This window comes from Paenibacillus sp. FSL H8-0332 (assembly GCF_037963835.1).
Classification (GTDB): Bacteria; Bacillota; Bacilli; order Paenibacillales; family Paenibacillaceae; genus Paenibacillus_AQ; species Paenibacillus_AQ rhizoplanae.
On record NZ_CP150145.1, the window covers coordinates 7058063 to 7079647 of the forward strand.

At 44.4% G+C, this 21585-nt stretch carries 26 protein-coding genes; 9 read left to right on the forward strand and 17 right to left on the reverse strand.

The window, feature by feature from the left end:
• Positions 1-250 precede the first annotated feature (250 nt).
• The 4 genes from NST43_RS30815 (at position 251) to NST43_RS30830 (ending at position 3539) form a co-directional block, all read left to right on the forward strand.
• Complete coding sequence (locus NST43_RS30815) at positions 251-790, forward strand: PadR family transcriptional regulator (RefSeq protein WP_339221286.1); 540 nt, start codon at positions 251-253, stop codon at positions 788-790.
• An 11-nt stretch (positions 791-801) separates the two neighbouring features.
• Positions 802-1620 (forward strand): SDR family oxidoreductase, encoded by an 819-nt coding sequence (locus tag NST43_RS30820; protein ID WP_339221288.1) that lies wholly within the window; start codon positions 802-804, stop codon positions 1618-1620.
• Positions 1621-1705: 85 nt separating this feature from the next.
• On the forward strand, positions 1706-2776 hold the full coding sequence (locus NST43_RS30825) for a trifunctional transcriptional activator/DNA repair protein Ada/methylated-DNA--[protein]-cysteine S-methyltransferase (RefSeq protein ID WP_339221290.1): 1071 nt from the start codon (positions 1706-1708) through the stop codon (positions 2774-2776).
• Complete coding sequence (locus NST43_RS30830; protein ID WP_339221292.1) at positions 2760-3539, forward strand: isocitrate lyase/phosphoenolpyruvate mutase family protein; 780 nt, start codon at positions 2760-2762, stop codon at positions 3537-3539. The genes NST43_RS30825 and NST43_RS30830 overlap by 17 nt, the downstream gene beginning before the upstream one ends.
• 141 nt (positions 3540-3680) lie before the next feature.
• Here NST43_RS30830 and NST43_RS30835 read toward each other — a convergent pair whose 3' ends face one another.
• The gene (locus tag NST43_RS30835; RefSeq protein WP_339221293.1) at positions 3681-4016 is read right to left on the reverse strand and encodes a helix-turn-helix domain-containing protein; all 336 of its coding nucleotides are present in this window, start codon (positions 4014-4016) and stop codon (positions 3681-3683) included.
• Between the two features lie 105 nt (positions 4017-4121).
• On the opposite strand from NST43_RS30835, the gene NST43_RS30840 reads away from it, so the two are divergent.
• Positions 4122-4505: a RidA family protein gene (locus NST43_RS30840; RefSeq protein WP_339221295.1), complete on the forward strand. Its 384-nt coding sequence runs from the start codon at positions 4122-4124 to the stop codon at positions 4503-4505.
• 98 nt (positions 4506-4603) lie between these two features.
• Here the strand turns inward: NST43_RS30840 and NST43_RS30845 are convergent, their stop codons facing one another.
• From NST43_RS30845 to NST43_RS30855, 3 genes are read right to left on the reverse strand one after another with little or no spacing between them, the layout of a single operon-like run.
• The gene (locus NST43_RS30845; protein WP_339221296.1) at positions 4604-5302 is read right to left on the reverse strand and encodes a transglutaminase family protein; all 699 of its coding nucleotides are present in this window, start codon (positions 5300-5302) and stop codon (positions 4604-4606) included.
• Positions 5303-5331: 29 nt separating this feature from the next.
• On the reverse strand, positions 5332-6096 hold the full coding sequence (locus NST43_RS30850) for an AraC family transcriptional regulator (RefSeq protein WP_339221297.1): 765 nt from the start codon (positions 6094-6096) through the stop codon (positions 5332-5334).
• Between the two features lie 7 nt (positions 6097-6103).
• Positions 6104-6544, reverse strand: coding sequence for a hypothetical protein (locus tag NST43_RS30855; protein WP_339221298.1), 441 nt, complete (start codon positions 6542-6544; stop codon positions 6104-6106).
• A gap of 150 nt (positions 6545-6694) precedes the next feature.
• Here NST43_RS30855 and NST43_RS30860 point away from each other — a divergent pair, with 150 nt between their 5' ends.
• Positions 6695-7543 (forward strand): AraC family transcriptional regulator, encoded by an 849-nt coding sequence (locus tag NST43_RS30860; protein ID WP_339221299.1) that lies wholly within the window; start codon positions 6695-6697, stop codon positions 7541-7543.
• Here NST43_RS30860 and NST43_RS30865 read toward each other — a convergent pair.
• A complete protein-coding gene (locus NST43_RS30865; RefSeq protein WP_339221301.1) occupies positions 7517-8188 on the reverse strand; it encodes a nitroreductase family protein in 672 nt (223 codons plus the stop codon). The two genes, NST43_RS30860 and NST43_RS30865, sit on opposite strands and share 27 nt — an antisense overlap.
• A gap of 96 nt (positions 8189-8284) precedes the next feature.
• Here NST43_RS30865 and NST43_RS30870 point away from each other — a divergent pair, with 96 nt between their 5' ends.
• Positions 8285-8647, forward strand: coding sequence for a winged helix-turn-helix transcriptional regulator (locus NST43_RS30870; RefSeq protein WP_339221303.1), 363 nt, complete (start codon positions 8285-8287; stop codon positions 8645-8647).
• Between the two features lie 32 nt (positions 8648-8679).
• Here NST43_RS30870 and NST43_RS30875 read toward each other — a convergent pair whose 3' ends face one another.
• Positions 8680-9624: an MBL fold metallo-hydrolase gene (locus NST43_RS30875; RefSeq protein WP_339221305.1), complete on the reverse strand. Its 945-nt coding sequence runs from the start codon at positions 9622-9624 to the stop codon at positions 8680-8682.
• Between the two features lie 140 nt (positions 9625-9764).
• Between NST43_RS30875 and NST43_RS30880 the strand changes: the two genes are divergently transcribed.
• Positions 9765-10178, forward strand: a complete 414-nt coding sequence (locus tag NST43_RS30880; RefSeq protein WP_339221306.1) for a MerR family transcriptional regulator — start codon at positions 9765-9767, stop codon at positions 10176-10178.
• Between the two features lie 137 nt (positions 10179-10315).
• Here the strand turns inward: NST43_RS30880 and NST43_RS30885 are convergent, their stop codons facing one another.
• The 3 genes from NST43_RS30885 to NST43_RS30895 form a co-directional block, all read right to left on the reverse strand.
• Positions 10316-12559 (reverse strand): U32 family peptidase, encoded by a 2244-nt coding sequence (locus NST43_RS30885; RefSeq protein WP_339221308.1) that lies wholly within the window; start codon positions 12557-12559, stop codon positions 10316-10318.
• A 162-nt stretch (positions 12560-12721) separates the two neighbouring features.
• Positions 12722-13057, reverse strand: a complete 336-nt coding sequence (locus NST43_RS30890; protein ID WP_339221309.1) for a helix-turn-helix transcriptional regulator — start codon at positions 13055-13057, stop codon at positions 12722-12724.
• Positions 13058-13515: 458 nt separating this feature from the next.
• Positions 13516-13947 carry a GNAT family N-acetyltransferase gene (locus NST43_RS30895; protein WP_339221310.1) on the reverse strand — a complete coding sequence of 144 codons (432 nt, stop codon included), beginning with the start codon at positions 13945-13947 and terminating at the stop codon, positions 13516-13518.
• Positions 13948-14215: 268 nt separating this feature from the next.
• Between NST43_RS30895 and NST43_RS30900 the strand changes: the two genes are divergently transcribed.
• Positions 14216-15622, forward strand: a complete 1407-nt coding sequence (locus tag NST43_RS30900; RefSeq protein ID WP_339221312.1) for an S-layer homology domain-containing protein — start codon at positions 14216-14218, stop codon at positions 15620-15622.
• Here NST43_RS30900 and NST43_RS30905 read toward each other — a convergent pair.
• The 8 genes from NST43_RS30905 to NST43_RS30940 all read right to left on the reverse strand — a co-directional run bounded on the left by NST43_RS30905 (position 15619) and on the right by NST43_RS30940 (position 21576).
• Positions 15619-15819, reverse strand: a complete 201-nt coding sequence (locus NST43_RS30905; RefSeq protein WP_339221314.1) for a hypothetical protein — start codon at positions 15817-15819, stop codon at positions 15619-15621. The genes NST43_RS30900 and NST43_RS30905 overlap by 4 nt on opposite strands.
• A 372-nt stretch (positions 15820-16191) precedes the next feature.
• A complete protein-coding gene (locus NST43_RS30910; protein ID WP_339221315.1) occupies positions 16192-16782 on the reverse strand; it encodes a GyrI-like domain-containing protein in 591 nt (196 codons plus the stop codon).
• 23 nt (positions 16783-16805) lie between these two features.
• Positions 16806-17159, reverse strand: coding sequence for a MerR family transcriptional regulator (locus NST43_RS30915; protein ID WP_339221317.1), 354 nt, complete (start codon positions 17157-17159; stop codon positions 16806-16808).
• A 210-nt stretch (positions 17160-17369) separates the two neighbouring features.
• On the reverse strand, positions 17370-18236 hold the full coding sequence (locus tag NST43_RS30920; RefSeq protein ID WP_339221319.1) for an SDR family oxidoreductase: 867 nt from the start codon (positions 18234-18236) through the stop codon (positions 17370-17372).
• Positions 18233-18742, reverse strand: a complete 510-nt coding sequence (locus tag NST43_RS30925; protein WP_339221320.1) for a hypothetical protein — start codon at positions 18740-18742, stop codon at positions 18233-18235. The genes NST43_RS30920 and NST43_RS30925 overlap by 4 nt, the downstream gene beginning before the upstream one ends.
• A 129-nt stretch (positions 18743-18871) precedes the next feature.
• The gene (locus NST43_RS30930) at positions 18872-19420 is read right to left on the reverse strand and encodes a MarR family transcriptional regulator (RefSeq protein ID WP_339221322.1); all 549 of its coding nucleotides are present in this window, start codon (positions 19418-19420) and stop codon (positions 18872-18874) included.
• Between the two features lie 56 nt (positions 19421-19476).
• Positions 19477-20841, reverse strand: a complete 1365-nt coding sequence (locus tag NST43_RS30935) for an MATE family efflux transporter (protein ID WP_339221324.1) — start codon at positions 20839-20841, stop codon at positions 19477-19479.
• A gap of 75 nt (positions 20842-20916) precedes the next feature.
• Positions 20917-21576: a dihydrofolate reductase family protein gene (locus tag NST43_RS30940; RefSeq protein ID WP_173134492.1), complete on the reverse strand. Its 660-nt coding sequence runs from the start codon at positions 21574-21576 to the stop codon at positions 20917-20919.
• Positions 21577-21585 lie beyond the last annotated feature (9 nt).

Sequence of the window (21585 nt, forward strand, 5' to 3'; positions counted from 1 at the left end):
GATACCCTCTTATCTTCGCCGTAATCCTTTTCTTCCCCCAACGAATCCCTGACCCTTCCATGTTCGTGCCCCTTTCTCCTACCCTAATGATTACGGACTTTCGCACCATTCATTAGGGTATTCACACCAACGCGGAAGAATGCTTATTAAGCGTGGAGGTTGTATGATTATATATTGACTTGATATATATCGAAGTGATATATTGTAGTTGTGATATACAAATTTGCCCAACCTATAAGGAGGCCGTATTTTGAACAGTCAGGATGTTATTTTAGGCATACTTATGAAAGAAGCGTCTACTGGGTACCAAATAAAACAGTCATTAGAAAATGTATTCTCTAATTTCTATAGTTCCAGTTATGGAACGATCTATCCCACTCTTGCCCGAATGGAAAAGGAGGGGTTAATCACTAAGGAAAATGTGCTCCAGGACGGTAAGCCTAACAAAAATCTTCTAACTATAACGCCTAAAGGCAGAGAATGTTTTAACGCCTATTTACTAGGCCCGCTAGAAGGAGACAGCATCAGGAAATCTGATTTTATGATGAGGCTGTATTTTGGTGAATTCGTCGGATATGACAAGGTGATTGTGTGGTTGAAGCAAGCCCAAGAGGCATCAAACACCAAATTAGATCAATTACTTGAGCAATATTCGCTGTATAAAGATGAAATGCATCCAGCACAGATCATCTGCATCCAAATCGGGATAGAAGAATACAAGGCTAAACTTACAACCATTGCTGAGGGATTGGTAAGCCTGGAGAAGTTAGTGCAAGAGCAGAATTTATAGGAGGAATGGTTATGAACACGATTTTTATCACGGGTGCTTCATCAGGCATTGGGAGAGCTACAGCAAAGCATTTTGCTGAAAAAGGATGGAACGTAGTTGCCACGATGCGTTCACCTGAACAAGAAACTGAGCTTATTACACTGGATAATGTGTTAGTGCTAAAGCTTGATGTTGAAAAAGAGACTACTATTCAAACTGCGTTAGCAAAAGCGATTGAGCGGTTCGGTACTATTGATGTTCTTCTCAACAATGCTGGATATGGAACAATGGGTCTAATAGAAGCCGCTACGGAGGGGCAGATTAGAAGACAGTTTGAAGTGAACGTTTTTGGTCTGATCCGTATGACAAAAGCCATGCTGCCACATTTCCGGTCTAATCAAAAAGGGATGCTGATCAACATCTCTTCTATGGGTGGGAAAGTGACCTTCCCTACGATGTCTTTGTATCATTCGTCCAAGTTTGCAGTGGAGGGTTTTTCTGAGTCCGTCTCTTATGAATTAGCATCACAAAACATCAAAGTAAAGTTGATTGAACCCGGTGCTATTCATACGGACTTCGGTGGAAGATCCATGGAATTCTTTTATAATGATGATTTAACAGACTACAAGCTATTTACTGCTGCATTTCGGGCTAAATTGGGTGATATGGAAAAACAACCGGCCTACGCCTCGCCTCCAGAAATGGTTGCCGAAACCATATACCAAGCGGCCACAGACAGTACAAGTCAATTCCGGTACATCGTCGGAGATGATGCAAAGATGCTCATTCAGATGAAAGAAAATACGGATGAAGAAGAGTATTTAACTAATATCGCCCAGCATTTTGCTTGAAAAGAGAATAAGTGCCTGATTTTCGGCTATGAACGTCGTTAGCAAGAGGTATACTATACTCATCCTAAAACATGCAGGTGTAATCATGATTCAAAATGAGGAACGCAAATTAGAGTATTATAAAGCCCTTATCGAGAAAAAATCTGACTATGAAGGCGTCTTCTATGTGGGGGTCACCTCCACCGGCGTATTTTGCCGGCCTACTTGTCCAGCCAGGAAACCAAAGTACGATAACTGCGAGTTCTACGAGACAGCACAGCAGGCACTTCTAGCTTCCTTCCGCCCATGCCAGCGCTGTCGGCCCTTGTCCCATCCGAATCAAGTCTCCGATATCGTCCGGCTACTGGTCGAGGCCGTTGAGCAAAACCCGGAGAAGCGGTGGAAGGGACAAGACTTCAAGGCACTATCCATTGATGAATCGACCGCCCGCCGTCAATTTAAAAAGCGCTTTGGCATGACATTCGTTGAATATGCCAGGTCCCGTCGAATGGGATTGGCTTTGAAGAGCATCCGATCGGGGGGAAAGCTAATTGATACACAATTAGCTTCTGGCTATGATTCCAGCAGCGGATTCCGGGACGCCTTCTCCCGCATTATGGGCGCAACGCCTACGCGGTTAGATGATAGCCTTATTCTTAGAGCATCGTGGCTGGACACGCAACTCGGCCCTATGATGGCAATAGCGGACGACAATGAGCTATATCTCCTGGAATTCGTAGATCGCCGGGGTTTAGAACGCGAGGTCGAACGGTTAAGGGCAAGACTACAAGCGGCAATTATACCTGGGCAGACCACCCCTATTCAGTCAATTGAGAATGAACTGAGTCAGTTTTTTGAAGGAACGTTAACCGAATTTAAGACGCCTCTCCATCTAATGGGATCGCCATTTCAGAAGAGCGTGTGGGAACAGTTAATGAAGATTCCACCGGGCGAAACCCGCTCTTACGCTGATATCGCACTGGCGCTTGGCAAGCCCACCGCATATCGTGCGGTAGCACAAGCGAATGGGGCCAATCAACTGGCGATCGTCATTCCCTGTCATCGTGTAATTAACGTCAGTGGTGAACTCGGCGGGTATGGCGGCGGAGTCGCACGCAAAGAATGGCTGCTAAATCATGAGAAAATCGGGGGTCAAAAAAATGAAAAATCAACTTGAACAGGCACAGAAGTTACACGATCTGCACAGAAGCGGCAATCCGCTAGTCCTTATCAATGCCTGGGACGCCGGAAGCGCGCAAATTATTCAAGGAGCAGGGGGCCAAGTCATTGCCACCGGCAGCTGGTCTGTAGCTGCTGCACATGGATACGAGGATGGAGAGAAGCTTCCTTTCGACCTCGTTCTATCCAATCTTCAGCGGATAAGCAATAGCGTAGATCTGCCCATTACAATTGATATAGAAGGCGGTTATGGATCATCTCCCGAAATGATCAAGAACAATGTGCTAAAGATCATCGGGTGTGGAGCCGTAGGAGTCAATCTTGAAGATCAAAAGATCCATGAGCCGGGATTATACGCCATAGATGAGCAAGCCTTGCGTATCGCAGCTGTGCGGGAAGCCGCTGAGCATACTTCGATTCCCCTTTTTATTAATGCTCGAACTGATGTCTTCTTAGAGACACCAACAGATGAGCATGACGAGGCTCACTTGGATGCTGTCCTTCAAAGGGTACATGCCTATACAGAGGCCGGAGCTCACGGAATTTTTGTGCCGGGTTTGTGTAACGAGAGGCTGATCGAGAAATTATGCCAGCAGTCTTCAATCCCTGTTAATGTTATGATTTCCTCGGACTCACCCCCACTCCAGAAGCTGGCATTATTAGGCGTCGCTCGCATCAGCTACGGCCCGCATCCGTACTTGATCTTGATGGATGCATTAAAACAAGCTGCTGTGAGAGCCCTAGCATTACAGGAATTGTGAATGAGGCAGGACTAATTAATCTGGTACCCTTTCCATACACTTTATAAATTGGAACTTCTATGTTGTCTATGAAATCCCCAGCCCTAGCTGGTAGCCCGTGCCCATGGGTATGATTTTGGCGCTAATGTGAATGAAGGAACCTCACCGATTCTCTGCTCCCCACTCGCACAGCTGCTCCAACACAGGTAGAAGGGTCTGCCCTTTCGGTGTCAGCGAATACTCCACTTTGGGCGGAATCTGCGGATACTCCACGCGCTTCACCAGCCCGTCAGCCTCCAATTCCTTAAGCTGCGCGCTGAGAACCTTGTAAGTCACCGCTCCGAGCTGTCTCTGCATTTCGTTGAACCGAATCGAGGGTTTGGCGGACAGCAGATACAGAATCGCCATCTTCCACTTCCCGCCGATCACCGACATCGTATAACCGAATGGTGTGTCTTGGATCACCGTCTCCTTGCCCTTCAAATCAGAAATGCCCATATTCACGCTATCCTTTCGGATAGTAGCCCACTTGTTTGTGCGTACTATCCCTTTATTTTCGCTCAGTCTATAATAGCTTTACTTTGAAGTAAAGGGGCTAAAGCAATGACAACCATTCGAACGTACAACCATAACCTCTGGGATCACGGGATTTCGCAGGGGTACCTTGTCGACAACACGCTGTATATCTCGGGACAGTTCTCCCATAATGCGGAGGGCAACTTCGTCGGAGCAGGCGATATTAAGGCACAGATGACGCAGACGCTGAAGAATTTGGATACCGTGCTACAAGAGTTCGGAGCGACAAAGGATAATCTGGCTTACGTGGAGCTGTATCTGACGAATGCGCAGGAGCACGGGGAAACCGCGATCGGACTGTTCAAAAAGTATGTCGGAGAGCATCGGCCGGCGGGGAGCATGATCGGGGTGACTTACCTGGCATTTCCAGAACAGTGGGTAGAGGTTCGGGCTGTGGCACATGTAGGTTAAGAAAAAAGAGGGGGCCTCCTAACCTTTGATCGCAAATACGATGGCGCGGGGCTAATTCGTCAGGTATTGAGGATGGTCCTTAAAACCGTTAGCTTATCTTACCCCCGCCTGATGTGATCGACGTTCCGGTTCATCAGATGCCGAACCACCCTGCTATAGATTATTTTCTTGAACGGGCTGAGCCCTTGCGGATGAGCCGTGAAGAAAGCATCGGGACTATCGTAAATCCCGAAATCCTGAACGATGCCTTCTTTTTGCACGTAGGTATCATTTTCGTTCCAATAGATCTCCGGCTTTTGAAAATTATCGGTTGCAACGCCATACCCGCAAAATGAACCCGTACACTGTTCGAATCTTTGCTGAAGCTTGGTCAAATAGGGGACATCCAGTATAAATCCCTCAATATTCAGCCACTTATCTTCATATAGCACTTCAACCCAGCTATGAATGATCTCCAGGGGGGACAGTTGGTAATACCACCCTTTCATTGCCCCCTTTTGCAGCTTCTTGTCGATGGCAAATCCATGCATACGGCATGGCACGCCCACAGCCCTTAGCAGCGCCATAAATAGCACTCCCTTTGTATTACACTGACCGTAGCCATCCTGCAATACTACCGATGCCGGAATATCATCCGCCCGGTTATAGCCGAACCGCATTTCGTCACGAACGTAGTTATAGATGCCAAGAATTTGGTCCTTCCTGGACATCGAATCCCACTGGCGGCTGTGAACAATTTGCTGGATCAATGGGTGAGAATAGTTCAGCAATTCGGTTTCCTTCAAGTATGCACTCATGGAACACACCTCCTGCACCCATTGTAAGGTTAATGCAGGCAAGAAACTTTTAAAAAGACGCTATCTTTGCGAATATCCTTCGCCGTCATTCCCAGCAACTGCTTGCTGGTGGCGGCTAAATGGGACGGACTGTCAAATCCTGCTGCCATAGCCGCATCCGTAATGCTGAGCCCCTCAAAAATGAAATAGGCCGCCTTCTGCAGCTTATGCAGCACCATGTACCCGCTAAGCGATATGCCAGTATTTTCTTTAAAGAGGTGCGACAATCTGCTGTTGGATAAACCAAATTGCCGGGCGTATTGACTGACGGAGTGTTCGGATTTGGTGCAATCTTTGATGAGCTGAATACACTCTCTTATTCTCGGATCAACAATAGCAGTATTCACCTGCTGTACGCCCAATAGCATCATGAGTTGTCCCAGAAAAGAACGATAGCTGTCCGGGTCCTTAACACCAGCATACTCTTTACGCACAAATTCGCGAATGCTCTTCATCATTCCTTGCGGAAATATATGAACCTGCTTCCCCGCCAGAACCCGCTTAAAGCTTGCAGCCATTTCAGAGGTGCTGTCTATCAGAAGGAGCATCAACGGGTGTCCCGCTTCTTTTAAGCGATGAACGACGTTCGAATTGATAATGATACCTGGACCACTCAAGCTTTGCCCTGCCACCTCAATGTCAAATTCGCCCATTAATGAGATCGTCACCTGTAAAAAAGAATGCCGGTGCTCTTCCGCATCAATCGAATCTGACACCACCATCAAGTGATGCTCCGCTCCATATAAATTCATCATGTTCTAATCACGGAAAATCCAGCTCATCATCGATGACACGGAATATCTCCCTACTACGCACCGGGTATCGGGCATCCAGTTCCTCCCACTTCTGCTTCGGTAAAATCAAAAATTCGTGCGTATCGGAAAGATACGAGGCCTCAAATAGTCGAATTTCGTATTTCTCCCGGATCAGCTCCTGAAAGCCGCGAATCGTGATATAGCGATCATTTCCGGTAAAGGTAAGCGCAATCGAATGCATTTGTCCATTGTAGGTAACATCCAGTCCTTTGTCCGTAGGCGTCACCTCGACCGTTTCATCGGGAAGCTGTTTACCGAACAAGCGGACGATCTCCTCGTCCTCCTCTCCCCAATCTACAATGACGCTGTACACAAAAGCAAATTGCTGCAGCTGTCGCCCATCTCCTTCGAATAGCAATGTCAGCTCGCTGTCGCTTGGCATTCTCATCCCAGTATCCTCCTTGTGTTCACTTAATTAATATACTCCCGACGCCGTCATATACAAAATACATAGCATATTCCTGCAAACTTAGGCAAGCATTGCAGGGTATTTCAATGATAGCTGCTGTATAGTAATTAGTGAAAGGCAGGTGAGTATATGGATTGGTTAAACAGATTTAACAGCGCAATTGATTATATAGAAAGTAACCTTGATAACGAAATTGACTATTCTTATATTGCAAAAATTGCTTGCTGCTCCGAGTTCCACTTTTCGCGAATGTTCTCATCTTTAGCCAATGTTACCCTCGCTGAATATATTCGTCGTAGAAGGCTTACTAAGGCGGCTTTTGAAGTACAGAAACATAGTGCAAAGATTACTGATATTTCTATGAAATACGGATATAGTTCCCCTGATGCTTTTACAAGAGCCTTTCGCCAACTGCATGGCGTTACACCTGCATCCGTTCGTGAAAGCAATGTTCAGTTGAAAGCATATCCTCGCATGTCCTTTCAGATTACCATAAAAGGAGTCACTGAGATGGAGTATCGAATTGAAAATATTGATTGTAACCTCCGTTTTGCAGTTAAAAGGGAAACGGTAAAAACTGAAGATGCTTTTAATACGGTTCCGCAATTGTGGGCCACAGCACAATCAAATGGATTTCTTCAAAAGCTGATAGACATGTCCTGGGAAAATCCAAAGTGCCAACTTGAAGGGTTACTTGGTATCTTTGGTAAAGACGCGGCAATTAAAGAGGATACCTTTGATTTACTCATGGGGTGTAGATATGACGGAAATATACCGAACGATATGGAAGAACTAATTCTTCCTCCCTCTGTATTTGCTGTTTTCCCCAACGATAACGTTAATGCTTGGCAGCGCTTATATACAGAATGGCTTCCTACATCTGGATACGAGCTTGCCAATCTCCCTTGTATAGAGAATTTTTTGGCTCCAGGAGCCAAAATAGAACAAGAATTATGGGTTCCAATCATTGCCAAGTAGCAACGAAGGTACCCGATCTATAAACGTTATCTCCTCAATATCATGTCTTACAGTGGAATGACCCTCTTGAATCCCTCTGCCCACACTTAATAACATAATGTCTTCATAGTGCTGGGGAATATTGAGCACTTTAAAAAGAGCATCTTTATCATAACCTGACATCGTGATTGTCTGGTACCCTTTTTCGTTCAAAATAAGGACTAAGGTCATTGCAGCCAGACTGCCATCGCGGACCAGCTCTTTTAAATAATCTTGATTAGACATGTTTCGATAATAACCAAGGGCTGCATTTGTTAAATGCGTTTTAGTCTCTTGGGTGAAATAACCTTTCTCCAAAGCCTTGTCTTGAATAGCATGGATATTCTCAGCATGAAAAGTACGGTAATCCCCCAAGATCAAAATCAAATAACTGGAGGTTTCAACCTGCTCCTGATTATATGCAATGGGTCTAACTTTAGCTCGCAACTCCTTATCCTCGATGAGTAAATAACGTGTACTCTGAATGTTATTTCCGTTTGGTGATTTGGCTGCCAGTTCAATCGAATCAAGGATTTCCTTTCTTTCAATCGCATAGTTTGGATCATAATGTCTGACCGATTTCCTTTGTAAAATAATATCCTGCAAACTCACTTTAACGCCCCCCATAGATTAGATTTGCTATAATCATATTATCTGGAGCGTCTGCAATTGAAAATACTGCACTTTATAGTCACTAGGTTACTTCAAAGTAAGGAGGATATCATGAATAAAATAAATACAGGTTTTGATGTGGTACAAAATATCATTAGTGGTAAATGGAAAAGCATTATCCTGTATCAATTAGGATATGAGCATAATCGCACAAAAGACTTACTCAAGATTTGTGAAGGCGTCTCACATAAAGTTTTAAACGAACAATTAAAGCAACTGCAACAGGATGGATTAGTTAATCGAGCCGTGTATGCAGACGAGGTTCCCATTAGAGTAGAATACTCAATAACAGACTATGGACGGACATTGCTTCCATTATTAAAAGAAATGTGTGATGCGGGCGATAACCATCTTAAAAGAGAGGGGATCACCGCAGGTAACCATAAAATCTGCGAACATTCTAAATCGCTGTGATCAAAACATGAACTGTAGAGTTACTGCTTAACTCATCTGTTGTTTTGAACAAGCATACTGTTAAAGAGCCAGCGAAAGTTCCATCTGAAATACTGGGGCAGATGCCAATCCTCATACCCTTTTAAAACCCCTTGTTCCAGCCAGTAAGACTCTGATTGCCCGCTTTTTACAGCTCCAGAAACATAAGTGATCGTTTTCTCCAAAAAGCGTATGACATCCGTGATTCGATCTGTATTAGATACATCTCCGTGCCCCGGAACGACAGTATCGATCTTGAGATCTTGTTGCATGCGTTTAAGGATGCGTATCCAGGCGTACGGATTACCGTAGGGAATGACCGGAATGGTCTTAGTTGATACCAAATCACCTGCAATCAAAGTTCGCTCCTCTGGAACGTACACCACGGCATCACTTAAAGAATGACCGCCTCCGTAAGACAACACTTCGATGGTTCGCTTTGTTCCCCGAATCACGAGTTTGTCGTCAAAGGTTATCGCGGGGACCACCCTGCGAAGGGAAGGGATCGTATCATACAGCGCATGCTGCACGGAAAGATCATAGTCGATTTCAGTGAGCATATGAGGATCTCTGTGCTGTGAACGTTCATGCTGTAGGCTAGTTATTAACTTGCGAATGTTTTGTTGCATGACATCAATATTCACTTCACCCATATCAGCAAGCAAATCTCTTGTCCACACAGTAGATATCAATTCGCTGCTCATAAATTCCTGATTGCCGTTGACATGATCTCCATGGAAATGTGTATTCACTACGTATTTGACCGGTTTGTTCGTTAATTGTTCAGCAGTATGACGTAACAAAGCAGCAGAATTCGGCAGATTGGTGGTATCCACTACCACGGTTAAATCCCCAAGATCAATAATGGCTGCATTCCCCAGAGAGCCGCTGCCGGGAACCGAAATAGCCCCCCAGATACCCTCCGATGCTTGTTGAATCGTGAAATATTCGTTATTCATTATGACACCCCTTTAGTGTTTGTTCCTGTATTCGAATGAGTAACGTTAACTTACAAGTTAGAGTCAACTGGAAGTCAAGAGATTTTTCAGGGTATAATATCTTTCAATATCAGCTTTCATAAAGGAGGAACAGAATTCCGATGCTCACCATCAGTCAAGTGTCAGAAAAAACAGGACTAACTCCGTATACCATTCGTTATTATGAAAAAATCGGCGTACTACATGAACCCATGCGTAGCAATGGAGGGGCACGTGTCTACCAAGAAAGCGAGGTTTCCTACATTCAATGTCTAAATAAACTAAAAAAATTGGGCTTATCGCTTGAGGAGATTACGGAATTTACTCGTGAGGGCTGTGTCATGGATAAAATTCAACAAGGGGAGAAACCATCTAATTATAGTCCTACGTTAAAAAAGCGGATTGAAATCCTTGAGCAGCATCTGATGGAACTGGAATCCAGGCGACAAGAAATTGACTACATGATTTCTCTCGCCGCAGAGAAACTTACCCTATACCAAGGACTTACGAAAGAAGACATAGTAAATACTAAATAATCGCCGTACAAATAAACCCGCAGAAGTCCGTTTACGCTTCGTTCCGAGTGGAGTGTGAATACCCTGCTCCCATCGTCGATATGCTGTAAATATAGGCTCCTGCGAGCTTTTCTTCGAATGACCGTCTTTCAACCTACCTACACAATCTCTTTATTAAAATGTCCTCTTGTGTCTCTTTCCTGATTGAAGGCCACATTATTCATCGAGCCATTTAATTTGCCTGAGGCCATATGAATGACGTTCACAACCTGCTCTTTAGATTCAACGGTGAAGTTTAATCGGAGTGCCTCGATTCCTTTGAGGTCTGGCAGCTCATCCAGAAGATTAAGCGTCTTCCCATTAAGAATAGTCGCTGTACAATCCTCATGGGAAAGGATAGGGAACGTTCCTTGCTCATCTTTTAACTCATAGCTCTTCGTTCTGCAAATTCTGCATTGATTCATTTTTCTCATCGGACAATATTTGGTGAACATCAACGGGGCCTTGCCATACACAATCATTTCCAGCGCAGGATAGCCGTCATTTTCTTCAACATAGGCATTTATTACATCTTCAATTTGGCTCTTATTCATTTCATAAGATAAAGTGACTCGTTTGGCACCTAATTTATATAGTTCATAGCAGCTAGTAGCATTAATAACATTTAGAGAATAGTCCGTAACGAACGGATTTGTTCCTCTATAGTGATGAATGCCCCCATATCCTCCGATCAGCAGCTGCCCTTCTTTTTGCTCATAATCATTCTGATTTCTTCTAACCACATTGTCAAAATAGATTTCCGTAATTCCACAGCTCACGCAAGCATCATACTGTTCCTTAGTCGTTACAGAGGCCGTGAGGTATGGTTGTACAGGGGCAAAGCTTATTTTTTCTTTTGCTTGCACAGCCTTGGTTCTTTTCTTCTGGCTGTTAAGCTTTAGGTCATATAAGCCCAGTACAATATCTCTTCTTGCTGCATTTAACAGTTTAGCTGGAATAAACGCATTGCCTTCCTCATAATCGACCTTATTAAGCTCGAAGATAGTATCATTAAGTCTGGAGAATTGCTTGATGACCTGGTCTTTGGTGGTTGGATTATTAATGGCTTCGCCCAGTATTTCCTCGCTTTCATAGGAATAATTAAAGCCTAAGCCCTCCGCCTCTATGACAAGCTTTGAACCTGGATATGCATATACTCTAAGATCCAGGTCGAACCGCTTAAATTCTTTTTCCAGTGACGCTTCTAGTTCTTTATGGTAGAAATAATCCTTCGTTTTATAGACTATATCTCCCGTAGACATCTTTTCTTTGACTTTGATATAGCAGACATCATCTGCTGTGTTGATTAAGTCGCCGTCTTTGTTGTATAGCTTGGCAACCGTTAAATTAACATCTTCATTGTTATGGCTTATTCGGATGGTATCATTTTGATTTAAAGTACGTGTAAGTGTGATTTCATACCTGTCCTTCTCAATCCTGCTAATGGTTCCAATCTCATAACCAAAGTGATTAGGTCTTGAGATGTTTGTAATATTCCTCCGGTCCTCGTGGAACAAATAGCCTTTGGTAAAGGTCCGATTGAATGTCTTCTTCAGATTTTCTTTATCTGCTTCGGTGATTTTATGATCTAAAGCCCTGCGATATTTGGATACCACATTAGCCACATACGTAGGCACTTTCATTCGGCCTTCTATTTTTAAAGAATCGATTTCTTTTAGATCATGAATGTAATCGATTGTGTTCAAGTCCTTAGTAGACAGAATATAGCTTTTGCCTAAAGATGTACCTGTTGTCTGATCAATCAGATCGTATTCCTTACGGCAGGAACCCACACATCTTCCACGATTTGCGCACCGAAAGCCGCTTAGTCCTGACATTAGGCAGTTTCCTGAATAAGATACACATAACGCACCGTGAACGAAAATTTCTAAAGGGATGTCAGCTACTCTTTTGATCTCTTTTACGGTTTCAATCTTAACCTCACGGGACAGAACCACTCTTTTCGCACCAAGTTCTTTAAACAATAAAGTTCCGTCTACATCGTCTATTCCCATCTGAGTGGAACAATGTGCTTCCATATCATAAAAGTTTTTAACGATATAATCGAAGGCAGTCAGGTCCTGGACGATAATGCCATCCACACCGATTTCATTTAATTCGTGTATCTGCTCTTTCATCTCTTCCACTTCGTTTTCGAACACGATGGTATTCATGGCAACATAGATTTTAACGTCCCTCAGGTGCGCATACGTAACAGCCTCTTTTAACGTTTCCAAGTCAAAATTAGAGGAGTATGCGCGTGCACCAAATTTTTGCATGCCTAAGTATACTGCATCACAACCATTAGATATTGCAGCTTTTAAAGCTTCCATATTTCCTGCTGGCGCTAATAATTCAGTCATAAATGATCCTTACCTCCTGCTTCTTTAACCGCTCAAACTTAGCACCATTGATCATAAAATAAGAAACTACATTTAAGCTACGGCAAATAGCACAAACCAATGGCTTGCGCTTTTGTTCTAACAACCTTATTTGCCTTGAGAGGCTTGTCTCATGATTATTCTTTATAATAATTCCTTCAGTACATTTTTAGCCACGCGTACCTTCTCCTCATTGGCCTCACGGAGCATGCCTACAATATCCTGAATATCACGCTCTGCTGCGGTAACCATGAACTCTTCATCCTGGTACGCAAACAATTGAATGATATTCACCTCAAGTGATTCTGAAATCTTATGTAAATTCAATAAAGAAACGTTCTTCTCCCCACGTTCAATCTGCCCTATGTATGAAAAATGAAATCCACCCTTCTCCCCAAGTGCCTCCTGCGACAGTCCCCTCTCTTTCCGAAGAGCACGAATCCGGGCTCCGACCTGCTTCAATATTTCCTTATCCATCACCGTATTCACCTCTCCATGTCCAAAGTGTAGACAAGTTTCTTAAAGGTAAACACCAATTAATAGATATTATTATTCATTATAATACTTATAGGTATTATCACACAATAATGCCTCTACCGCCCATCCACCATCTATCCATGCCAAGATTCCCTCTTGTTCTAAGAGCGTAAGTAACTCAACCGCATCACTCGCCGAAGTGCATCGAGAAACGTCCGGCGCTCTTGCAGCTCCTGCAGGACATTGATTGAGACACAGCGAAAAATGTTGTAATAATCATCTCCGCCATAATAATACCTTACTTCTGCTTTACTCGACTTCCTATCCAAATATAAAAGCCCAAACGCATGCAACGTTTGGGCTAATAAGCAGGTAAATGCGGCTCTTAAATGCTTTTCTCTTATGAGCGACACACAGCACTCCACATGTGATACATTTGGAAATCTCCATTTTTCAAGTGACTATATATTAAACCAATACACATCGTTTTGCTTTAGAAATTTAAAATTCACTTTTTCAACAAGTTTTCTAGAAGCAAGGTTGGACTCCACACACGACCATTGGGGCAGTAACCCTCTTTCTATACATTCATTAACAAACGTTTGAGTAAGTATCTGCCCGAGACTCTTTTTTCGGTGTTCTTCCTCTGTTGCAATGTCAATTGCAATATAATGATTAAATCTGGCAGTTCCAACAATAACAGCAACAATTTTATCAACACACATGATGCAAAAAGCTAAGCTCTTATTAAAAAAGTCGTCTATGCTCTCCCAAGACCCTAGTATTCGTTTAGTAAGTATTTCTTGATTTTCAATCTTCCTCTCTCTTATCAGATTCCAAAAAATGAGAAGTACCCTAAACAGATTAATCTGCCTGAACAATATTCCGTACATGAAGTTAATTCTGAATTCTTATATTCGCGTAAGCAATACACAGCACTCCACATCTGTGGAGCATTTACGCCCCTATTCGCAGATAGAGCATTGCCGCTTCCACCCTCAATTCGATCCTCTGCTTTACCACTACTTATGATACGGTTCAGCTTAACGAGTCTATCGGCGAAAAAATCAGGGCAAAAATCTATTTAAAATTGAATTAAATGCCGATATAAGCCTTAAGTCAGATGTACACTTAAAAAAATAAATTAAGGAGCGTTTTTCTATGAAAAGGAAAGTTTCAAAATCGATTCTTCTAGCGTTAGTAGCTTGCTTACTCATTCCAAGTGTAGTTGCCGCAGCAGGGGATACTTCGCCACCTACAAAGACTTCTAAAGATTTCACAGATTTGGCAGGTCTGGATGCGGCTCTTCTTGCCAAAATTGATGCATTGCTAGCAAAGGGATATATAGAAGGTAATGGCACTGACAATTTTGATATTACGGGAAACATGACGCGTGCGGAATCTGCTAAACTTGTAGCTAAAATTTTTAACTTAACCGTCCCGTCAGAAGCCATTTCGTCCTTTAAAGATGTAGATGGTACGGATACTTCTTCGGCTTGGGCAATTCCGTTTATTGAAGCGGCAAAAAAAGCTGGAATCATTGATGGCATGACGAACAGCACATTTGCACCAAAGGATAACGTAACTACCGGGCAGCTTGCTACAATGCTAGTTAAGGGGTTTGGTAAAAAATCCGAGGTGAAAACGACGACTCCATGGTACCAGGGTTACTTAGATGTTGCCAAATTAAGTGGGGTTGATTTAGGCACCGATGGAGCCAAGTTTGCTACTCGCGCCGATCTTGTAGTCGGATCCTATGCAGCAACAGAAGCTATAGACAAAGCTAAAGCTGAAGCATCAGGAACAACACCAAAACCAACACCAGCACCAATACCAACCCCATTACCAGCAGTAGCACCAGCACCAGTAGCACCAACACCAGTACCAACACCAGTACCAACACCAGTACCAACACCAGTACCAACACCAGTACCAACACCAGTACCAACACCAGTACCAACACCAGTACCAACACCAGTACCAACACCAGTACCAACACCAGTACCAACACCAGTACCAACACCAGTACCAACACCAGTACCAACACCAGTACCAACACCAGTACCAACACCAGTACCAACACCAGTACCAACACCGACGCCAACACCAATGACTCCACAAGCCGCGTTGGAAGCGATTAATGCTTACTATGGCCAGCCAGAGCCAAATGTCGATGCGCCTGACGAATCCATATTTGAAATTGCTGGAGTAACAGGTGTCACTCAGTCGAACTTAATCTATATTGATTATGCATTGAGCACGGACGCGAAATCTCCATGGACCGTAACTGATATTCAAGCGATAGTTAATGAAGTTCGTGCTGGACTAGCGTTGACAGAGATCAGTAATTACTTTTGGGATCCTGGATATGCCCCTAAGCCTGACGCAACAACATTTGCCGTTGCAGGGATAACGGGAGTAACCACTAACAACTTAGACCAAGTCTTGGAAGCCATTGGGTATGCCCATGATCACAGATATGAATATAACCCGCCGTTTTCTTTAACTAACAGCAATCAGCTCCAAGCTGTCGTTAACGATTTGTTGGAATACAATGAATTAAACTAGAATAATAGCGGCGTAAGGGAGGTGATCCCTACGCCGCTATTTTCTTTATAAATTTGATCTTTAGGTTTGATTAGGATGACGGTACCTGGGGACAGCGCCTGCCACGGAATTATTTCGCCATACTTATGATACGGTTCACCGCGTAACCAAAACACAATTTCTTTTATGTCTTTTCTATCCGGTTCGACTTCTATCATACTTCTAGTGGATCTCGACAATCTTACTTTACCAATCGAAGCGGTGTTTTTCTATGTCAACGCCTCTATCGAAGTATTCAAGCTAGTTTAGATCAAATGAAAAACAAGCAATTCAAGAATATTAAGAGTCCCTTATTATTAAGATAAAAATGATGCATACGCGTTCCTAACATAGAATTACTATTCCCATTAAGACAATATAATGATCGTCTAGCAATTGTCTTAGAACATAGAAATAAAAAAGGTTAGAGCGCCTCTCAAAACAACCGAAGCTCTCATTTTTCGCCCTACTTATGATACGGTTCGTAACGGTTGGAACGGCAAGTTTTCGTAATGAAACCCTCCAAAGTCACTTGGAGGGTCCCATCTCTACTATTTCATAAACACTAACATACTGCTCGGCCATAACAAGTGTAAAACCGGCCTTTTCAAGCACTCTGCGAGAAGGCAAGTTCTCGTGCTCCGCTTTCCCCACAATTTTCGGCTCCACTCCAAGATCACGAAGTCGGCCCCCTCCATCCGCTCCTCTCTGTACACCTCTGCAGCCAACATGTCCACCATGATATAGCTTGATTCCGGCAGCCAGTTGTTGTACAGATAGTCATAAGCACCTTCCAATGCCGAGTTGGTGAGTGTCTCACGGTCTCTTGCTTGAAAAGTAACTCGCGCGTAAAGCCCAACAGGAAGAGTAAAGCTGCGCATGCCTTCAGGAATTTCAATTAGGTTGGTAACCTGCATACCTAACATATACGTCCCCATACTCATATCCTTTTCGCATTCGCAAACAAGTCCAAAACACTTGGTGGCAACTGATTGATGAGAAATCATTTCGGGCTGTTCGTTGCCAAAGAAATTACTAATCAGCTGGTCGATGATTTGTTGCTTCTCCTCGTTCTTGTTGTAAGGTACTCGTGCGGTAGAGCCAATAACATAGATTGGTTCCCTGAGTTCAAATGTGTCCACGTTGTATTGTGTCGTATTTACTATCAACTCAAAAGGTTCCTTTCCATTGCAGATTCTACCTTGGAGTGCGAGAAGTTCCTGCTCGATGCTGGATAGGAGGCGTCTCTCCAAGCGAATATCCTCCAGACGTGCTTGAACGTGATCGATCCACAAATCGGGCTGAATATCCAATAGTAGGGGATTTCCTCAAGGGAAAATCGAAGCCTCCGTAGGTACTGAATGCGCCGCATCCGCTCAAACTGCTCGCCCTCATAAAAGGCATACCCGTTGACAGGGTCAATATCAGCTGGCTCCAGAAGGCCAATATCCCTGTAGTACCTTAGTGTTTTTTTGGATACTTGATGCAATCCTGCAAACTGCCCGATTGTGTAAACCATGTTCTCACCTCTTGTTCATCATAATCCGTTCCCCAAGGGCGCAGTCAAGGTCTCTATTTAATGATTAATAATCCATCTGAAAGGACATCTCTATGCGTTATTCCACAACTGAAGAACAACCTTTGAATAAACTCCTACACGATTTATCAAATAAAACATGCCGTTATTTACGGTAGGGTTCACCGGAATGTTCCTTAAACTAAGATACCTCTATCGGAAATTGTCTACACACTCCTGCAGAAAAGCTTCCAGCTTGCGCGGCTCTCTGCCGAGCAGGCGCCTCACCGTGTCATTTGGACGTTCTGGAACCACCATAGACATGGATTGAATTTCCACAACATGGTTCGCCAGCCAAGGAGGCATATTCCCGTGTTCAATAAGATTACGGAGTAGTTCTTGAGGTTCCATGTTGATGTAACTTATTGGCCGATGGAGCAGGGCGGACAGCCGGGCCGCGATCTGAGGATAGCTGTAAATCTCTGAACCCGTAAGCGTATATATTTGGCCTGATACCTCAGGGTTAGTTAGAGCTTCTGCGGCAACATCTGCGATATCACGGCAGTCAATGAAGTTACACGGTGAATGGCCCATGGAGCCGAAGAAAACATTTTGGGTTGTAATCGTTGGTGCAAAGCGCATTAGGTTTTGCATGAATGCATAAGGGCGCAACACGGTATGGGTGAGACCTGATTCCCTCAGCACTTTCTCAATTTCCTGATGCCAGCCCGCGACTGCTACTGGAGAGCTCTGCTCAAAGGCAGGGCTGGATATTTTCACGATGTGCTCGATTCCAGATTCACCTGCAATCTGAATGACTGAAGTTTCCAATTCGATTTGTCTTGGACTGTTGGACATGGCGAGGAAGAGCTGGCTGGCACCTGTAAAGGCGCGGCGCAGCGATTCGGGTTCAGCAGCATCTGCCAATACGACCTCGATCGCCGACCGCCCTTCTCCTCCGATCTGCTTACGCAACTTCTCTGGCTCTCTACTCAGAGCCCTGACGGGCACGCCAAGATCAGCCAAACGTTCCACCAGCGCACTGCCTATCGTACCTGTTGCTCCCACAATAACTATCATTTTTTTCTTCTCCTTTTGGATAAAAAATTATTTGTGACGGCGAGACGCCACCGCCAGGTCACTATCGTGCTTGCTATGAATCCAGACAACGGGAAATCGATCCAGGCGCGATCGACCCAGGCCAAGTGATGGCCCGGCATCATAAGTTCTAGTACACCAGATGTCACCCATGCCGCGCATAGGCCATACAAGGACCCGGCTATTGCGAACCCTCCTACCACAACCAAGCGAGGTGCACCTGTGACCCATCGCATATGGCCCACTCGGCTGCGCAATATAAGGCCAATCATCAAGGCCATCAAGGCCGATGCACCGCCGATTGTGGTCAATGCTCCGATTTGAAGCCCCTTATCAGCAGTAACCAATCCCCCAATACCTGCCATAGTGGCAGGAGCAGCATAGGCCATTACAACTTCACGCCATAGTGCAAAGGGCTTTTTTCTGGAACCCACAGTCTTGATACCGTAAGCATCATCTGTTGGATTCGGGTATTTCATCTGGTCCATTTCGTTGCCCCCTTCTTTCTTCGAGATCAATCCATTTGAGTACTTTCAGCGAATTATAATTAGGTGCCTAACTATATAGGAGTGAAAATAGGCTAGCATTACTAGCCCATTCTACTCATTACTGATGTTTCACTTTGGTTTCGAGCCTGGTTCCTCCATAAGTGCAGAGATGCCTTGTGTAACCCGGCCTAGCAAGTCGAGGAATACGCTGCGCTCGTCTATACTGAGTAAGCCCACCGTGGCCTCCAGCCAAGCGAAATGCTCAGGAGCCATTTCACGTAGCTTCTTCGCTCCTTCTTCCGTCAAAATAACCGATCTCTGGCGGCCATCTTTTGAGCTTAAGCGTCTAGATACTAGGCCATCTCGTTCAAGAATGTCGATCAGACCAGTCACTGTAGCACGTGTAACGCCTAGATGCTCTGCTAATTGCGAAGGCAGCTCTTCTCCTTCGTAATCTTCGAGATCTGCCAATACACGATATCGACCTGTTGATAAGCCGAATCTGGAGAAATGAAGCTCCGAGGCCTGACCAAGCTGGGCTCCCGCTGCCATTAGCCTAGACGCGACGAGTATAGCCTGTGCGTCTATGTCCAGGTTATAGCGATCAATCTGACGCTGGGATTGTACAAGGGAGGGAATAGCCTCCATGTCATTTATTTTTCTAATGTTGTTGTTCATACATATAGTATGGCTCCTAATTACTTTTGTGTCAACCCGCAATGTAGTGTCGTCTGTTACATGGCCTTTTCGGCCACATCATGAACTAGATTTCTTATCCACTTGCGGGAGTAAATCCGGGCGTATCCGAAGCCAAAGCGGACAACCTCCTCCAGGGAGATGACGAGATACACAAGGTACACAGGCTGGTTCCAGATATAGGACAGCAGCAGCCCGGATGGGACACCTATCAGCCACGTTGTGGTCGATTCCAAGGTGAACACGAACTTACTGTCTCCCCCGCTATTTAGAATTCCGCCAGCTATAATCATATTGGACACCTTGACCCAAAGAAATCCAGCAAACACGATAACGATATACATGCTCATTTGCTTAGCATCCTCGGAGATATTGAATGCAGAGACATACAGCTTCGAACCTGCCGCAATAATAACCCCGACAATCAGAGAGACAATGATGCCAAGGCGAATGAACCTTTTCGCGTGATCAAGTGCAAGTTCAGTTTCGTCCGCACCCAAACGGTTACCAACCATTACTCCTGCTGCACTGGCCAGACCCGATAATAAGCCGATGCAAAGACCCTGCAGCGGGAAGGTAATAGTCATCGCAGTCATTTCCGTTGACCCCATACGGCTATAAATGATCGCATATACCGTTTCGCCCAATACCCAGATCAATTCAGTCAGTAGCAGCGGATAGGTCGTTCCAAAAAATTTGCGAATGAGCGGTTTAGGAATGATGAACAAGTTCTTTAACCCGACAGCTCCCGGTAAACGATATCGGTACACGGCACCAATGATCAACAAGCATTCTAAGACCCTCGAAACAAGGGTAGCAATGGCCGCGCCCTTCAGACCAAGCGCAGGAGCGCCGAAATGGCCGTATATAAGCACGTAATTCAGTATAATATTCAAACCCACTGAGATTAAACTTACATACATCGGCCATTTGGCATGGCCCGTACTGCGCAAAATCGCAGAATACATCATCGTGAGCATAACAGGCACAAAGCCGATCGACATGACCTGAAGGAAAATGTACCCCTCATCTATTACATTCACATCTGTAGTGAACAGGCTCAAAAAGAGCGGCGAATCCAGGAAGACAGCCACAGAGAACAGGAAAGAGAACGTGAATCCTGCGATCAGCCCGAGACCCAGCACTTGGGAGACACTTTTGGAATCCTTGTTCCCCCAAAACTGGGCAGCATAAATGGATACGCCCGTCGATAAACCGGCTAAGACAACCGCGATGATCCCGTATATTTTGGTAGATATCCCCACAGAGGCAATGGACACATCTCCAAGCTGCCCGACCATCAATTGATCCGTCAAATTGAGCAGTGCCATCAGCAAGCTTTGAAGCGTAACGGGCACAGCGATTTTATACACACTTTTATAGAACTCTTTGTTCTCTGACATGATTCGTACACAACCCCCATATTCTAGATTTTTCCATTAATTCATAGCCATTGCAGTCTATGACTTAGTGTGAGGTCATATCACCTTTTTGTAGCGCATGAGTGTGTAATTATCATTTGGCTGAATTTCTACAACCTTGAACTTCTTCGCAAAGCTCAATTGCTGATACCCGTCTCCATCCACTAAAGTAATGTTCGTGGAGCCGCCGATGATGATCGGGAGCTGCATCAGAATAATTTCATCGACGATATCCTGATTGAAAATATGCCAGTTCAAAAATCCGCCACCTTCGACCATCAGGCTGGTGATCCCGTAATTTTCCTCTAACTGACGTTCAAGCTCCACAAAATCAACGGTATCCTTGCCGCAGATGAGGCACTCCTTCCCTCTTTCCCGGATCTGCTTGATCTTATCTTCATCCCGTCCTTTCTCGGTCGTGACAATAATCGTCTTTCCCTGATCCGAAAGCACATTGCAGTCCATCGGAATATCCAGGGTAGTCGTCGGTATGATACGGATTGGATTTTTGTTCTCCTCATACCGATTCGTAAGAAATGGATTGTCGGTCAGGATTGTATTTTTACCAACCATAATGCCCTGCACATTCCCCCGGAATAGATGGATGAATTCCATATCCTCACTGGAAAATAAAGAAAAAAGCTCTTTACTCGAATTCCCGGCTCCCATCGTGAGCTTTCCGTCGATTGAAATTTGGCTGAATATCGTTGTTTTCATTTCTCTTCT

What these genes read in the sequence shown, in the direction of transcription:
- NST43_RS30820 (WP_339221288.1), top strand. Translation starts at nt 802, where the DNA reads ATGAACACGATTTTTATCACGGGTGCTTCATCAGGCATTGGGAGAGCT.
- NST43_RS30825 (WP_339221290.1), top strand. Translation starts at nt 1,706, where the DNA reads ATGATTCAAAATGAGGAACGCAAATTAGAGTATTATAAAGCCCTTATC.
- NST43_RS30830 (WP_339221292.1), top strand. Translation starts at nt 2,760, where the DNA reads ATGAAAAATCAACTTGAACAGGCACAGAAGTTACACGATCTGCACAGA.
- NST43_RS30835 (WP_339221293.1), bottom strand. Translation starts at nt 4,016, where the DNA reads ATGGGCATTTCTGATTTGAAGGGCAAGGAGACGGTGATCCAAGACACA.
- NST43_RS30840 (WP_339221295.1), top strand. Translation starts at nt 4,122, where the DNA reads ATGACAACCATTCGAACGTACAACCATAACCTCTGGGATCACGGGATT.
- NST43_RS30845 (WP_339221296.1), bottom strand. Translation starts at nt 5,302, where the DNA reads ATGAGTGCATACTTGAAGGAAACCGAATTGCTGAACTATTCTCACCCA.
- NST43_RS30850 (WP_339221297.1), bottom strand. Translation starts at nt 6,096, where the DNA reads ATGATGAATTTATATGGAGCGGAGCATCACTTGATGGTGGTGTCAGAT.
- NST43_RS30855 (WP_339221298.1), bottom strand. Translation starts at nt 6,544, where the DNA reads ATGAGAATGCCAAGCGACAGCGAGCTGACATTGCTATTCGAAGGAGAT.
- NST43_RS30860 (WP_339221299.1), top strand. Translation starts at nt 6,695, where the DNA reads ATGGATTGGTTAAACAGATTTAACAGCGCAATTGATTATATAGAAAGT.
- NST43_RS30865 (WP_339221301.1), bottom strand. Translation starts at nt 8,188, where the DNA reads ATGGGGGGCGTTAAAGTGAGTTTGCAGGATATTATTTTACAAAGGAAA.
- NST43_RS30870 (WP_339221303.1), top strand. Translation starts at nt 8,285, where the DNA reads ATGAATAAAATAAATACAGGTTTTGATGTGGTACAAAATATCATTAGT.
- NST43_RS30875 (WP_339221305.1), bottom strand. Translation starts at nt 9,624, where the DNA reads ATGAATAACGAATATTTCACGATTCAACAAGCATCGGAGGGTATCTGG.
- NST43_RS30880 (WP_339221306.1), top strand. Translation starts at nt 9,765, where the DNA reads ATGCTCACCATCAGTCAAGTGTCAGAAAAAACAGGACTAACTCCGTAT.
- NST43_RS30885 (WP_339221308.1), bottom strand. Translation starts at nt 12,559, where the DNA reads ATGACTGAATTATTAGCGCCAGCAGGAAATATGGAAGCTTTAAAAGCT.
- NST43_RS30895 (WP_339221310.1), bottom strand. Translation starts at nt 13,947, where the DNA reads ATGTACGGAATATTGTTCAGGCAGATTAATCTGTTTAGGGTACTTCTC.
- NST43_RS30900 (WP_339221312.1), top strand. Translation starts at nt 14,216, where the DNA reads ATGAAAAGGAAAGTTTCAAAATCGATTCTTCTAGCGTTAGTAGCTTGC.
- NST43_RS30905 (WP_339221314.1), bottom strand. Translation starts at nt 15,819, where the DNA reads ATGATAGAAGTCGAACCGGATAGAAAAGACATAAAAGAAATTGTGTTT.
- NST43_RS30915 (WP_339221317.1), bottom strand. Translation starts at nt 17,159, where the DNA reads ATGGTTTACACAATCGGGCAGTTTGCAGGATTGCATCAAGTATCCAAA.
- NST43_RS30920 (WP_339221319.1), bottom strand. Translation starts at nt 18,236, where the DNA reads ATGATAGTTATTGTGGGAGCAACAGGTACGATAGGCAGTGCGCTGGTG.
- NST43_RS30925 (WP_339221320.1), bottom strand. Translation starts at nt 18,742, where the DNA reads ATGGACCAGATGAAATACCCGAATCCAACAGATGATGCTTACGGTATC.
- NST43_RS30930 (WP_339221322.1), bottom strand. Translation starts at nt 19,420, where the DNA reads ATGAACAACAACATTAGAAAAATAAATGACATGGAGGCTATTCCCTCC.
- NST43_RS30935 (WP_339221324.1), bottom strand. Translation starts at nt 20,841, where the DNA reads ATGTCAGAGAACAAAGAGTTCTATAAAAGTGTGTATAAAATCGCTGTG.
- NST43_RS30940 (WP_173134492.1), bottom strand. Translation starts at nt 21,576, where the DNA reads ATGAAAACAACGATATTCAGCCAAATTTCAATCGACGGAAAGCTCACG.